General features: G+C 69.3%; 12 protein-coding genes. 4 read left to right on the top strand and 8 right to left on the bottom strand.

Annotated features, from left to right (window positions below; translation table 11 throughout):
• The coding region (locus tag D3273_RS25740; protein ID WP_129229819.1) for an MFS transporter at positions 1 to 645 on the bottom strand (645 nt) is incomplete at its 3' end.
• Between the two features lie 174 nt (positions 646 to 819).
• Between D3273_RS25740 and D3273_RS25735 the strand changes: the two genes are divergently transcribed.
• Positions 820 to 1,593, top strand: a complete 774-nt coding sequence (locus D3273_RS25735) for an SDR family NAD(P)-dependent oxidoreductase (protein WP_129229818.1) — start codon at positions 820 to 822, stop codon at positions 1,591 to 1,593.
• Between the two features lie 85 nt (positions 1,594 to 1,678).
• On the opposite strand, the gene D3273_RS25730 is transcribed toward D3273_RS25735, so the two are convergent.
• From D3273_RS25730 to D3273_RS25715, 4 genes are all read right to left on the bottom strand, one after another.
• Entirely contained in the window at positions 1,679 to 3,253 is a 1,575-nt protein-coding gene (locus D3273_RS25730; protein ID WP_129229817.1) for an FGGY-family carbohydrate kinase, read from the bottom strand.
• 331 nt (positions 3,254 to 3,584) lie between these two features.
• Positions 3,585 to 4,442: an MBL fold metallo-hydrolase gene (locus D3273_RS25725; protein WP_129229816.1), complete on the bottom strand. Its 858-nt coding sequence runs from the start codon at positions 4,440 to 4,442 to the stop codon at positions 3,585 to 3,587.
• A 13-nt stretch (positions 4,443 to 4,455) separates the two neighbouring features.
• Positions 4,456 to 5,250, bottom strand: coding sequence for a creatininase family protein (locus D3273_RS25720; RefSeq protein ID WP_129229815.1), 795 nt, complete (start codon positions 5,248 to 5,250; stop codon positions 4,456 to 4,458).
• Positions 5,251 to 5,262: 12 nt separating this feature from the next.
• Positions 5,263 to 6,603 (bottom strand): MFS transporter, encoded by a 1,341-nt coding sequence (locus D3273_RS25715; protein WP_245501393.1) that lies wholly within the window; start codon positions 6,601 to 6,603, stop codon positions 5,263 to 5,265.
• Between the two features lie 167 nt (positions 6,604 to 6,770).
• Between D3273_RS25715 and D3273_RS25710 the strand changes: the two genes are divergently transcribed.
• Positions 6,771 to 7,436, top strand: coding sequence for a TetR/AcrR family transcriptional regulator (locus D3273_RS25710; protein ID WP_129229813.1), 666 nt, complete (start codon positions 6,771 to 6,773; stop codon positions 7,434 to 7,436).
• Positions 7,437 to 8,004: 568 nt separating this feature from the next.
• On the opposite strand, the gene D3273_RS25705 is transcribed toward D3273_RS25710, so the two are convergent.
• On the bottom strand, positions 8,005 to 8,997 hold the full coding sequence (locus D3273_RS25705; protein WP_165359699.1) for a LacI family DNA-binding transcriptional regulator: 993 nt from the start codon (positions 8,995 to 8,997) through the stop codon (positions 8,005 to 8,007).
• A gap of 122 nt (positions 8,998 to 9,119) precedes the next feature.
• Here D3273_RS25705 and D3273_RS25700 point away from each other — a divergent pair, with 122 nt between their 5' ends.
• Positions 9,120 to 10,043 (top strand): sugar phosphate isomerase/epimerase family protein, encoded by a 924-nt coding sequence (locus D3273_RS25700; protein WP_129229811.1) that lies wholly within the window; start codon positions 9,120 to 9,122, stop codon positions 10,041 to 10,043.
• A gap of 34 nt (positions 10,044 to 10,077) precedes the next feature.
• Positions 10,078 to 11,250 (top strand): Gfo/Idh/MocA family protein, encoded by a 1,173-nt coding sequence (locus D3273_RS25695; protein WP_428977809.1) that lies wholly within the window; start codon positions 10,078 to 10,080, stop codon positions 11,248 to 11,250.
• Positions 11,251 to 11,374: 124 nt separating this feature from the next.
• Here the strand turns inward: D3273_RS25695 and D3273_RS25690 are convergent, their stop codons facing one another.
• Positions 11,375 to 12,400, bottom strand: a complete 1,026-nt coding sequence (locus D3273_RS25690) for an ABC transporter permease (protein WP_129229810.1) — start codon at positions 12,398 to 12,400, stop codon at positions 11,375 to 11,377.
• Positions 12,401 to 12,473: 73 nt separating this feature from the next.
• A partial coding sequence (locus D3273_RS25685) for a sugar ABC transporter ATP-binding protein (RefSeq protein ID WP_165359698.1) occupies positions 12,474 to 13,381 on the bottom strand: 908 nt, incomplete at its 5' end.

Below are 13,381 nucleotides of genomic sequence, written 5' to 3'. Positions count from 1 at the left end.
GAAGCCCGGCACGTCGAACGGCGTCCTCGCGTCGGCACGGGTGTCCTCGACGAAGCGGAGCGCCAGCAGGATGCCGATGAGCCCGAAGGGGATGTTGACGAAGAAGATCCAACGCCAGGACGCATAGGTGGTGATGACGCCGCCGAGCAGCGGACCGGCGACCGGCCCCAGGATGGCCGGGAGAGTCGTGTAGGTCATGGCCTTCACGAGATCGCGGCGTGGGAAGCTGCGCAGCAGGATCAGCCGCCCGACCGGGGTCATCATGGCGCCGCCGAGCCCCTGGATCGCCCGCGTCGCCACCAGCATCGGGAAGGTCTGCGCCGTCCCGCAGGCGACCGAGCCGAGGGTGAATACCGCCAGCGCGGCGACGAAAATCCGGCGCGCGCCGAAGCGGTCGGCGAACCAGCCGCTGACCGGGATGAAGATCGCCAGGGCCAGGACGTAGGTGGTCACCGCCAGGTTCATCTGCACGGGCGTCGCGTGCAGGCTCGCCGCCATGTCCGGGATGGCCGTCGTGATGATCGTCGAGTCGAGCTGTTCCATCAGGAACGCCACGGCGACCACCATCGGGATGAGGATGCACAGGCGGGGATCGCGCCGGGTCGCGAAATCGTCCTCGGGCGCGGGCTCTTCGGGAACACTCATGCGGGCGATCTAGCGGTCGGTTCCGGGGACCGCAATCGTCCCGCCGACCGCCTTCTGCGTGCCCGCCCGGCGGCGGCCGATCTCGGCGCGTCGCCGAACGTTGGACGGGGTCCGGACGGCGGAACGGTGCCGACCATCGGCCCCGGCCGCGGCCGGCATCGGGAGGAAACGCGCATGTACCGCGAGAAGAACGACCTGACGGGCCGCGTGGCCTTCATCACCGGCGGGGGGCGCGGCATCGGCCTCGCCTCGGCGGAAGCGCTCGCCGAGGCCGGCGCGCGGGTGATCATCGCGGATCGCGACCCCGGGCTGCTGGAGCAGGGCCGGGCCGCCCTCGCCGCCAAGGGCCACGACGCGGACGCCGTGCTGCTCGACGTCACCCGGTCGGACGAGGTCGAGCGGGCCGCGGCCGACTGCGACGCACGCCACGGCGCCGTCGACATCCTCGTCGTCAACGCCGGCATCGCGCTGCCCGACCACGGCGCCGAGGACATGCCGGACGAGGCGTGGCTGCGCGTCATCGACGTGAACCTCCATGGCGCCTTCTGGTGCTGCCGCGCCTTCGGCCGGGCCATGCTGGGCCGCGGCCACGGCGCCATCGTCACCATGGGGTCGATGTCGGGGCTGATCTCTAACCGGCCGCAGCGACAGGCGCATTACAACTCGTCGAAGGCGGCGGTGCACCACATGACGCGCTCGCTCGCGGGCGAGTGGGCGGGGCGGGGCGTGCGGGTCAACGCGGTCGCGCCGACCTATGTCGACACGCCGATGTCGGCGCACAGCTTCGACGACCCTGGCCTCTACCCGGTCTGGATGGAGAACACACCGATGGGCCGCCCGGCGCGGGGCGACGAGATCGCTTCGGCGGTGCTTTTCCTGGCGAGCGACGCCGCGAGCGCCGTGACCGGGACCGTGCTCACCGTCGACTGCGGCTACACGATTTGGTGATACAAAATCCGGCTGAATAGGCCGGGTCGCGCATCACGAACCCGCGCGGCGTTCGAGCGAAGCCGACATCCGATTTGCGAAGCGATCAAACGGATGTCGTACGAGGCGCCGCGGCGCGGAGCGCCAGCATGGCGTCCCGGGTCGGGGCGGCGTCGCCGAGCGTCCGATAGGCGCGATACAACGCGTCGTAACAGTCCCCCACTACCGGGTCCGGCCGGTACAGGATCGCGTCCCGTGCCCCGAAGCGGCGAGCCGCCTCGCCGTAGTCCCGCGCGACACCGCAGGCGACGGCCGCGTGGATCGCGCTCCCGACCGCGGTGAGCTGGGCTTGGCGCGGCACTGCGACGTCGCGCCCGAGCACGTCGGCCATGATCTGCATGAGCAGAGGGTTGGCGAGCGACAGCCCGCTGGTCATCACCACGCGCTCGACCGGCACCCCGCCGTCGATGAAGCGGTCGACGACCGTGCGGGCGCCAAAACACAGCGATTCGAGCAGGGCTCGGTAGAGGTCGGCGGCCGTCGTCCGTAGAGTCATGCCGGTGAAGAGCCCGCTCAGCCGCGCGTCGCCGTGCGGCACGCGGTTGCCGTTCCACCAGTCGAGGGCGACCACGCCGGCCTCGCCGGGCGCCAGGGCCGCAGCAGCGGCGTCGTAGGCTGCGAAGCTGATCTCGACGCCGTCACCGCGCGGAAAGGCGCGCACGAACCAGCCGAGCATATCGCCGAAGGCGGCCTGCCCGGCCTCGTGGCACCACAGGCCGGGAACGACGCCCCCGAATGCCCGCCCCTCGATGCCGGGCGGCAACGGGCGCCCGACGTCGTCGAGCAGCAGGTAGACCGCCGACGTGCCGAGCGCCGCCACCAGCGTCCCGCCCTCGACCGCGCCCGTAGCAGGGACGGTACTGTGCGAGTCGATGACCGGCACGGCGACGACAGCTTCGCCGCCGATGCCTGTGCGCTCGCGCCACGCCGGCGTCAGCGCGCCCGCCGCCGCGCCGACGGGGTGGACATCGCCCAGCTTCGCGCCCAGTCCCGGCACGGCATCGACCGGATAGCCGGAACCGGCCCTCCAATCAGCCTTGTAGGCCGCGAAGGCGGCGCTGCGGGTTTCGCGGCCGGTGAGGCGCCATGCCAGCCAGTCGCCCGCCTCGATGAAGCGATCCGCCTCGGCCCAGAGGGTGGGCGCCTCCTCGGCCATCTCGGCCGCCTTGGCGAGCAGGCTGTTAGCGGACAGGCGGCCGCCGACGTCGGCCAAGTGGTCGCCCCCGCGCGCGCTGATCCGCTCCGCCTGCGCCTGCGCGGCCGCGTGCTTCCACAGTTTGACGTAGGCGTGCGGTACGCCGGGATGCAGGCATGACAGCGGCATGCCGTCCGCCATCGCCGGCAGGGGCGAGCTGGCGGTGAAACCGAGCCCGATGCCGCGCACGCTGCGGCCGCGCCCCAGCGCGCCGAGGATCGCCGCTGCGGCTTCCTCGTAGTCGGATGCGTCCTGCAGGGCCCAACCCAATGGCATCGTCGTCCCGTCCGGCAGGGCGGAGGACATGACGCCATGGGTGTAGGTGTGCGTGTGGGTCGCCAACACGGCTCCGCTGCGGACATCGACGAGGACGCCCCGGGCCGACTCGCTGCCGTAGTCGAGCCCGATGAGGTGGCTTTCACCCACGATGATCGTCCTCCAATGCTCGTCCTGTCAGTTCGAGCGCCTCAGGTTGGTGCGTCCCGACGGGCTGAGTCCATCAGCCGACGGCCGAGGCGAGAAACAAGCACTCAATCCGGCCGATGGCTTCTGTCAGGTGCGTTCTGCCCGACACGAGTCCCAACGACTGCTTCTGGGCTCGCCGAAAAAGACCCGCTACACCCGGGATGGGTCGACATCGGCCGGACAGCGGAAGTGGGTGGATTGCGGTCTGGCCGGTTTCGACAAGGTCAAGAGACAAACCAGACGTTTCCTGTGGAAAGGGACATGGGATCGACCGTCACGATCCGTGTCGCCCCTATGGTTCTAAGACGAAGGACCAAGCGAAGCCGTCGACCGTGCGGCTGATGCGTCCGGCGGAGGTGTCCGCGCAATGGGAGCTGAACCAGGTCACGGCACGATCGGCCGCGAGGTCGAGCATGCGCAGCCGCGATCGGCGCGCCTCGTCCGGCCTTTCGCAAAACATCGAGCACAGGTCCGGGCGCGCGACCTGATCCGGATGGTGCAGCACGTCGCCGGCGAACAGGGCCTCGCGACCGTCCGACCGCAGCAGGATCGACGAGTGGTCGAGGCTATGCCCGGGCGTCGGCAGAAAGGTGAAATCGGGCAGCGGTTCGGCCTCGTGCGGTCCGACGAAGACGACCCGACCAGCCTCAACGACCGGCACGACGCTGTCGACGAACATGTCGTGGTTCGGGCTAGCCCGGCCCGTGGGGGATGTGAAGAACTCGTAGCCCAGCCGCGGCACCACCGTGACGGCGTTCGGGAAGGTCGGCACCCAGCCACCCTGGCCGGGCACGGTGTTCCAGCCGACATGGTCGGTGTGCAGATGGGTGAGGAGGACGTGGGTGACGTCCTCGGGTCGGGCGCCCGCCGCAGCGAGCCGGGCGAGCCAGGGCGTGTCGAGGCCGCCGAAGGCCGCCACAGCGCGCTTCTTGCCGTTGCCGACCCCGGCGTCGACGAGGACCGTCAGGCCATCGACCCGCACCAGCCAGGAGTGGACGTTCAGGGTCAGCGAAGCGTCTCCGACGTCATCGCCTCCGGTTTCCCATCCCGGCAGCAGCTTCGCCGCGGGGAAGGTGAGCGACAGCTCGGGCACCTTGGTCACGACAGCCCGGCCAATCTGATGGGCCAGGGTCCCGGCATGCTGTTCCATGTCGCTTTTCTCCTCAGGTCCAGGGCTGTCCCGCCCGCAGTCGGGCCGCGAGGGCGCCGGCATGGGCGTCGAGCAGGATCTCGCCCTTCTCGGCACTCGCGCGGCGGGCGTCCCCCGCGACGCCGCTCGGCGAAACGTCCCGCCACGCGTGGACCCGCTTCAGGGTGGGCAGAAGGGAGGCGGCCACGTCGAAGGCCGGCCCGTGGGCGTCGGCCAAGCGCGATCCGTCCACAAGGTCGGGAGCGAGCGCCATCATCATCGAGGTTTCGGCCTCGCAGGCGTGCATGACGCCCGACTGGTCCTCGAGGGCCACGGCAGCCGGCGCGGTGCCTTCCATGAAGTAGGTCGTTGTCGCGATGGCGGCGCCGAAGTCGCGGGCTAGATCGACGGCGAGCGCCGCCAGGCCGTTGATGTTTCCGCCGTGGCCGTTGACCAGAACGATGCGGCGGAAGCCCGCATCGATCATCGAGCGGCACAGATCGCGCAGCAGAGCATGGAAGGTGGCGAGCGAGAGCGTGAACGTCCCGCCGAAGCCGACGTGGTGGTCGGCGAGTCCGCACCAGACGGTCGGCGCCACGACCACCGGCACGTCCGGCGTCAGCGCCTCGGCTACCCGTCGACAGACCGCGGTGACGAGCAGGTCGTCGACGCCGGTGGGCAGGTGCGGGCCGTGCTGCTCGGTGGACCCGACGGGCAGCAGCACGACCGCGTCGCGGCGGGCCAGGTCGCGTAAAGCGTCCGCGGAAAGGCGATTCCAGGCCACCTCGGAGCGGCTCGCGCCGGGGAACGGCAAGATCGAAGCGTCCATGGTTTTCTCTCGTCAGGCGGTGACCGAGGCGGGATCCTCGGATGCGCGCGCCGGGCAGGGCTCCTCGGAGCGGGTCACACAGGCGCGGTAAGGTGCGAGGCCCACGAAGGCGGCCGCCGCCGCTGCGAACGCCAGCGCCGGCGCTCCGACTGCCAACGCGCGCCACAGCTGACCCTCGTCCCCGAACACGTGATCGGTGAGGATCGCGAACAGCGACGGGCCGAGCGACAAACCGATGCCGTTGAACACGAACAGGTAGACTGCCGCGGCGAGGCCGCGCATCCGCGCCGGCGCGAGTTCCTGCACGCCCGTGGAGCCGGTGGTCGAGATCGAGGCGGTGAAGAAGATCATGGCTCCCGCCCCGGCGAGGGCGGACCCCGACGCCGCAGCGTTGGGGAAGGCGGCGGCGAAAGGCAGCGCGCAGAGGGCGGCCAGGCCGGTCACGCAGAGTCGCGCGTCGACGTACCCGCCCTTCAGCATCCGGCCCGAGACGAGGCCGCCGGTCAGCACGCCGAGCGAGCCCGCCACGACCGTGACGCACCCGAACCAGAGCCCGGCTTGCGCGATGGGCAGCCCATAGGTCCGGCGGAGGAACTCGGGCATCCAGGCACTAGTGCCGTAGAACAGCATGGCGAGGAGAGTGCTGGCCGCGTGCTGGGACGCGAAGGCGCTCCAGTGCCGGCGATAATAGGTCAGGACCGCGCGCAGCCCCGGCGTTTCCGCCGCGGAGGCGCTTGGACGCGATCCGTCCCGCAACCTCCGGGGCTCGTGGAGAGACAAAACGAGCGGGACGGCCAGCAGGCCCACCGGCCCGATCAGCAGGAAGACGACCTGCCAAGTCCTCACCGCCCCGATCACCGGCAAGGCGATGGTGGGCTGCGCCCCGAGGGCGTGAAGGATCGCGCTGCCGGCCACGAGCGCCAGTCCCGTGCCCACGTAGGCCGACACGGCGAAGATCGCGAAGGCGATGCCGCGCTTCTGCGGGGGGAACCAGTCGCCCAGGAGCGACACGACGACGGGCGTCCCGGTGGCCTCGCCGATGCCGACGCCCGATCGGGCGAGGGCGAGTTGCGGGAAGGAGCGCACGAAGCCGCATAGGAAGGTGCAACAGCACCACAGGGCCAGCCCGGCCGTGAGGATGGCTGGGCGGGATAAGCGATCGACGAGGCGGCCGACGGGCAGGCCGGCGACGGCGTAGGCCAGGGCGAAGCCGAGGCCGATCACGAGGCTGACCTGTGTGTCCGACAGCCCGAGATCGGCCTTGATGGGCGCGATGAGCAGGCTCATCGCTTGCCGATCGACGAAGGAGAAGATCTGCACGACGAAGAGGACCAGCACCCCATACCAAGCCACGCCGGAGCGCGTGAGGTCGGGCCGACTTGGTGAGAGGGAAGGCGATGATGCGTCGGAACGGAGCGGCGACATGGCGGCCTCCCTGATCGGCGCCGTGCAGCGGCATCGGCGGGCCGATCGAGGCAGATGATAGTTGACTTTACTGTAAAGTAAATAGGAGGAGGCGCATGGGACGTCCCACTTTGGAAGCGTTGGACGACGGAGCCGGAAAATTCGGTGCGGGCAGGACGGCCACGACGATCCTGGACGCGGCCCGGCGCCTGTTCCTGAGCGACGGGCTCGATGGTGTGAACCTTGACCAGGTCGGACGCGCGGCGGGCGTGTCGCGGCAAACGGTCTACAATCAGTTCGGCAGCAAGGATGCGCTGTTCCGGGCGGTGATCGATCGCCATTGGTCCGCGATCCGGGAGGAGACCAGGGCACTCGACCCGGGTTCCGCGTCGCCATCGGCCGACCCCACAGCCGTCTTGCTCGGCTTCGCTCAGGCCTTGTTGCGGTTCGTCCACGGAACGGACCAGATCGCCTTCACCCGCCTCATCGTCGCGGAGTCGCGGCGCTTGCCGTGGATCGCGGAGGAGTTCTACCGTGTCGGCAAAGCGCCGGTGGTCGAAGCGTTCACGGCCGTGCTCGACAGCCTGGTCGCAGACGGATCGTTGCGGTGTTCCAACCCGATGCTGGCGGCGCACCAGTTCATGGGCATGGTGCAGGAGTTCGTGATCTGGCCGAAGGTCATGGCGATCGGGGATGCCCTGCATCGCCTGCCCGGCGATACGGAAGTGGTCGAGGAAGCTGTCGCGACCTTTCTGGCGCGGTACGCCGCGCCTCGATCATGAGCGCGCTCCCCCCCCTCTTCCGCCGTACCGCCGAGGCGGTTTTGACGCTCGGACATGACCTCGCGACGGACGGCAATCCACTCACGCCAGAAAATCTGCTTTGGAGGGCGCGCTCTTCATATTCGGAAAACCGGCATGCCTCGACAGCGGCCGGCAACGGGCGAATGACGAGGCAGGGTGGAAAGCGGAACGGCAGGTAGCGGTTCGAACGACCTGAAAGGCGGACGTTCGATCGATTGGATGACCTACGAAACGTCATCTATCGTGGATGGGGATTCTTCCGGAGTAGATCGCGATCAGGTGGACTCACCTGATCGCATGAACATGCTTGTGAAAACAGGAGATCAGAGCTGGGATCGCGAGCCAAGGCGAGCGGCAACGGCTTCAAGTTGGGGTCAAGGGACGGAGGCGCTGAGGATGGAGCCGTCCACCGTGAGCCATGCACGCCTCTCGACGCGAACGTTCGTTGCGGGCACACGCGTTTGATCGGACCGGAGCATCAGGCCCCGGCCTGAAAATGCGGCATCGCCCCTCCCACGAACGCCTGGGACGTCCGCCAGCGCGGGGCTCAGCAGTTCTCGGCGGTGAAGATCCGAACCGGCGCCAGCACGGTCTCGACGGCCCCGTCGGCCCGGCCGAGCAACTGAGCCATGATGTGCGTGACGGATCTGACCTCGATCGCCGTGTCCTGGTTGATGATCGCATCGATCTTGCGTGAACGCAGCAGAACGCGTCGATCCTCTGTGAGTTCGTGCGTGACGAAGACCATGGATGGCGCCCCGGCCGCCGACAGCGCCTCTACGACGCGATCCGCTCCGGCCGAAGTCAGGTAGATCGCTCTCAGATCGGGGTGCGTCCGCAGGGCCGCCGCGGCGACGTCGCCCGCGCCTTCGGCGGTCTCGCGGCTTTCCTCGACCGCGACGACGCGGCAAGCCGGGAAATGCTCGCGCAGCACGGCACGGAAACCGTTCTCCCGGTCGCGATGTCCCGCCATAGAGAGCAGGCCGGCGATCATCAGCACGTCCCCACCAGCAGAACCCAGGAAGCGGCCAATGAGGTCACCAGCGACACGTCCGCCCTGGACGTCGTCGGCTCCCACATAAGCGTGTCGACCACTGCCGGGCACGTCGGTCGCCAGCGTCGCGACGGGGATCGTGGCCGCAGCCAAGCGTAGTGACGCGGCGATCTCCGGGCTGGACGGGCTCGCGACGATGAGCCCGTCGTGCGCCCGCGCCAGTCGATCGATCAGGCCCGGGATGCGGTCCGGACGGTTGGGGTCGAGGTGGTGCACCAGGAATTGAATGTTGAGTGAGAGGAACTCACGGTTGGCAGCCGCGACAGCGGAGCCGAGGGCTGCGTGGAACGGGTTCGCGGCCGTCTGAATCAACACGGCGACGCGGAGCCGGTGCGCGTAGCTGCGGCCGAGCTGCCGGTCGATCTTCAGTCCTCGCGCGGCGGCGAGCACGCGCGCCTCGCGATCCGGTTTCACGCCGCCGCGCCGGTTCAGCACGCGGTCCACCGTGGCGATCGATACGCCCGCGAGCGCGGCGACGTCGTCCATGGTGGGTTTGCGCGACATTGCGGTTCCGAGACTTGATGGAATCCCTTCATCTTCGCGCTGTCCGTCCGCTGCGCAAGCCCGTTATCGATGCGAAGGCCGAGGGCCGACGTGGAGGGGAAACGATGGGCATCACGATCACCACGGCGCCGTGTTGCTGGGGCGTTGACGACGTGCGCAATCCGCACCTGCCGTCCTGGGAGCGGGTGTTCGACGAGGCCGCCGCCGCCGGATACGGCGGGCTGGAGCTCGGCCCCTACGGCTACGTGCCGTTCGACGCGGCGCGGGTCGGGAGCGCCTTGACGGAGCGAGGCCTCACGATCGTCGCTGGCACGATCTTCGACGACCTCGCGTCCCCGGCGAACCGCGACGACCTTTTGCGGCAAGCGGACGAGATCTGCACCCTCATCACCGCCCTGCCGCGTCCGGCGAGCGCCGCCGGGCAACGCTTCCCTGCCCCCTACCTAACCGTGATGGACTGGGGACACGACGCGCGCGACTACGCGGCCGGGCATTCCGACCAGGCCTCGCGCCTATCCGATGCCGCCTGGGCCGACATGGTGGCGAACATCCGGGCTGTGGCGCGGCTCGCGCGAGACCGCCACGGCGTGCGGGCCGTGATCCACCCCCACGCGGGAGGGCACGTCGAGTTCGCCGACGAGGTGGCTCGGATTGTCGCCGACGTGCCAGCCGACGAGGCCGGCCTCTGCATCGACACGGGCCACACCCTCTACGCCGGCATGGACCCGGTCGAGACCCTGGAGCGATACGCCGACCGGCTCGACTACGTCCACTTCAAGGACATCGACGGGCAGGTCTTCGCGGCCGTGATGGGCGAGCGGATCCGCTTCTTCGACGCTTGCGCCCGGGGCGTGATGTGCCAGATCGGCCGCGGCGTCATCGACTACCGGGCGGTGCGGGCGGCACTGGAACGCATCGGCTACGGCGGCTTCGTCACGGTCGAGCAGGAGCGCGACCCGCGGAACGCGGGCGGCAGCCTAGCCGACGTCAAGGCGAGCCGCGTTCACCTGCGCGGCATCGGGTTCTGAAGATTCGAGGGAGGATCGAAACATGAAGACGGACATGGCGACGAACACGGTCCGGACAATGCGGCCGATCCGCTGGGCCATGGTGGGTGGTGGGCGCGGCAGCCAGATCGGCTACATCCACCGCTCGGCCGCCATGCGCGACCGCAGCTTCGACCTGGTGGCGGGCGCCTTCGACATCGACCCTGCACGGGGGGCGGCTTTCGGAGCCGGGCTCGGCCTCGATCCCGAGCGCTGCTACCGCGACCACGAGGCCCTGTTCGCCGGCGAAGCGGCTCGCACGGACGGGGTCGAGGCCGTATCGATCGCCACGCCCAACAACACCCACTACGCCATTGCGCGGGCCGCGCTGGAGCACGGGCTCCACGTCGTCTGCGAGAAGCCGCTCTGCTTCACGGTTGCCGAGGCCGAGGAGTTGCAGCGCCTCGCCCATGGGCGAGGCCGGGTCCTCGGCGTCGCCTACGGCTATTCGGGCTATGGGACGATCGAGCAGGCCCGCGCCATGGTGGCGGCCGGCGAGCTCGGCGAGGTGCGCCTCGTGAACCTGCAATTCGCTCACGGCTTCCACAGCGCGCCCGTCGAGGAGGACAACCCGGCGATCCGCTGGCGCGTCGACCCGCGCTTCGCCGGGCCGAGCTACGTGCTGGGCGACCTCGCCACCCACCCGCTCTACATTTCCGAGGTTATCTGCCCAGATCTGAAGATCGGGCGGCTGATGTGCGCGCGCCAGAGCTTCGTGGCGTCCCGCGCGCCGCTGGAGGACAACGCGGTCACGCTGATGGAGTACGAGGGCGGCGCCTTCGGCACGGTGTGGACCAGCGCCGTTAACGCGGGCGCCATCCACAGCCAGAAGGTGCGCATCGTCGGCTCCCGGGCCAGCCTGGAATGGTGGGACGAGCGCCCGAACCAGCTGTCCTTCGAGGTGCAGGGTGAGCCCGTCCGCGTGCTGGAGCGCGGCATGCCCTACCTGCATCCGGAAGCCCTGGCGGAGGACCACATCAGCGTGGGCCATGCCGAGGGACTGTTCGAGTCCTGGACCAACATCTACGGCCGCTTCGCCGCCGCCATGCGGGCGACGGGCCGGGGCGATGCTGCGACCCTCGCCGGCCTGCGCTACCCCGATGCCGCGGCCGGCGTCGCCGGCGTGCGCTGGGTCGAGAACTGCGTGCGCTCGGCCGACGCCGGCGGGGTCTGGGTGGACTACCGCTGAAGCACTACCCCTCGTCCCCGCATCCGCGTGGACGAGGAAGGGTCGAGGTCGTTGGTCTTCCATTCCAGAAGGCTCGGCATGATCCGAAGATCCGCCCTCGAACCGCGATCGGGACGGGATGTCCTTACGCCTTCCTTCGGCGGCTCTGGCGATACTGGTCGATCACCACGGCGGCCACGATGATGATGCCCTTGACGATGCCCTGCACGTAGGCATCGATGCCCACGAAGGTGAAGCCCGACGTCATCACGCCGAGGATCAGGGTGCCGATCACCGTGCCGGAGATGCGTCCGGCGCCGCCCGCCAGCGACACGCCGCCGATCACGGCCGCCGCGATGGCGTCGAGCTCGTATCCCGTGCCCATGGATGACTGGCCCGAGGCCGCGCGCGCCGAGGTGACGAGGCCGGCGAGACCCGACAGCACGCCCGCGATCGTGTAGACCAGCATGATGTGGCGGCGCACGTTGATGCCGCTGACCCGGGCGGCCTGCGGGTTGGCGCCGATCGCGTAGGTGAACTTGCCATAGCGCGTGTAGCGCAGTGCCACGTGAAAGATCATCGCCACGGCGAGGAAGATGAACACCGGCACGGCGCCCGAACCGATCCAGGTGTAGTTGTCGGCCAGCATGGAGATGGGCTGGCCCCGCGTGTAGAGCTGCGCCACCGATCGCGCCGTCACCATCATTCCGAGCGTGGCGATGAAGGGCGGGATGGCCGTGATGGCGATGAGGGATCCGTTGATCAGCCCCGCGATGCCGCCGATCACGAGGCCGCAGAGCAGCGGCACCACGAAGGGCAGGCCCGTCAGGCCGGGGAAGACCGCGCGGGCGTAGCCCGGCTCCTGAGCCAGCGAGGCCGCCACCATGGCGGAGACCGCCAGCACCGAGCCGGACGACAGGTCGATGCCGCCGGTGATGATGACCTGCGTGACCCCGATGGCGATCAGGCCGACGATGGACACCTGCAGGATCATGACGAGCAGGCGCTGCGGGTTGCCCAGGAAGCTCTGGCCCCGCACGCCCCAACCGACGGCCTCGAAGAACAGCGCGATGCCGATCAGCACCAGCACGATGCCGAGCTCGTTGGGCAGGCGTCGGCGCCCCGCCTTGCGCTCCGCCACCGCGATCGTGTTGGTCAATGGTTCTGTCATGATCCCGTTTCCCGTCCCGGTGGCGGGGCTTATCGCTGCCCCTTCGTAGTGTCGACCTCGTCGGCCCGCGTGTTCACGCAGCGGCGAGCCGCATCACGGACACTTGGTCGGCCTCGGCGCGGTCGAGGATGCCGGTCAGGCGGCCCTGGTGCATCACCGCGACGCGGTCGCTCATGCCCAGCACCTCCGGCAGCTCCGACGAGATCATGATGACGGCGACACCCTGGCCGGCGAGGCGCGAAATCAGCCTGTGGATCTCAGCCTTGGCGCCGACGTCGATGCCGCGCGTCGGCTCGTCGAGGATGAGGATCTTGGGGCCGGTCATCAGCCATCGGCCGATCAGCACCTTCTGCTGATTGCCGCCGGACAAGTTCTCGATGCGCTCCTCGAGGTTCGGCGTCTTCACCCGCATGGCGTCTTTCATCTTGCCGCACTCGACGTCGACCGCGCCCTGCTGGATGAAGCCGCCTTTGACGTAGCGTTCGGTGAGGACGGCCATCTCCATGTTCTCCCGCACGGGAAGCATGAGGAAGCAGCCGGTGTCCTTGCGGTCCTCCGTCAGCAGCGCCATGCCGGCCCGCATGCCGTCGCGCGGGCTCCCGATCGTGATCGGCTTCCCGTCGAGCCGGATCTCGCCGCCCGTAGCGGGCGTGACCCCGAAGATCGTCTCGGCCACGTTGGTGCGGCCCGAGCCGACGAGGCCCGCGAGGCCCAGGATCTCGCCGCGGCGCAGGTCGAAGGAGACGCCGGAGAACACGCCCTCGAGCGCCAGGTCCTTCACCGACAGGATCACCTCGCCGATCTTCGCCTCTTCCTTGGGGAACATCTGCGTGATCTCGCGGCCCACCATCATCTGGATGACCTGGTCGCGGGTCATGTCCTTCGCGGCGTGGGTGGCGATGTAGCGGCCGTCGCGGAAGATCGACACGTCGTCGGCGATGGTGAAGAGCTCGTTCATCTTGTGGGTGATGTAGACGATGC

The sequence above is a fragment of the Lichenibacterium minor genome (assembly GCF_004137685.1).
Taxonomy (GTDB): domain Bacteria; phylum Pseudomonadota; class Alphaproteobacteria; order Rhizobiales; family Beijerinckiaceae; genus Lichenihabitans; species Lichenihabitans minor.
The sequence above is the reverse complement of the archived record's forward strand: the minus strand, read 5'-3'. Positions and strand labels throughout refer to the sequence as shown.

Excerpts from the sequence above, each read along its gene's own strand:
- D3273_RS25705 (WP_165359699.1), bottom strand. The coding sequence starts at position 8,997 with ATGGACGACGTCGCCGCGCTCGCGGGCGTATCGATCGCCACGGTGGAC.
- D3273_RS25710 (WP_129229813.1), top strand. The coding sequence starts at position 6,771 with ATGGGACGTCCCACTTTGGAAGCGTTGGACGACGGAGCCGGAAAATTC.
- D3273_RS25700 (WP_129229811.1), top strand. The coding sequence starts at position 9,120 with ATGGGCATCACGATCACCACGGCGCCGTGTTGCTGGGGCGTTGACGAC.
- D3273_RS25690 (WP_129229810.1), bottom strand. The coding sequence starts at position 12,400 with ATGACAGAACCATTGACCAACACGATCGCGGTGGCGGAGCGCAAGGCG.
- D3273_RS25735 (WP_129229818.1), top strand. The coding sequence starts at position 820 with ATGTACCGCGAGAAGAACGACCTGACGGGCCGCGTGGCCTTCATCACC.
- D3273_RS25720 (WP_129229815.1), bottom strand. The coding sequence starts at position 5,250 with ATGGACGCTTCGATCTTGCCGTTCCCCGGCGCGAGCCGCTCCGAGGTG.
- D3273_RS25695 (WP_428977809.1), top strand. The coding sequence starts at position 10,078 with ATGGCGACGAACACGGTCCGGACAATGCGGCCGATCCGCTGGGCCATG.
- D3273_RS25725 (WP_129229816.1), bottom strand. The coding sequence starts at position 4,442 with ATGGAACAGCATGCCGGGACCCTGGCCCATCAGATTGGCCGGGCTGTC.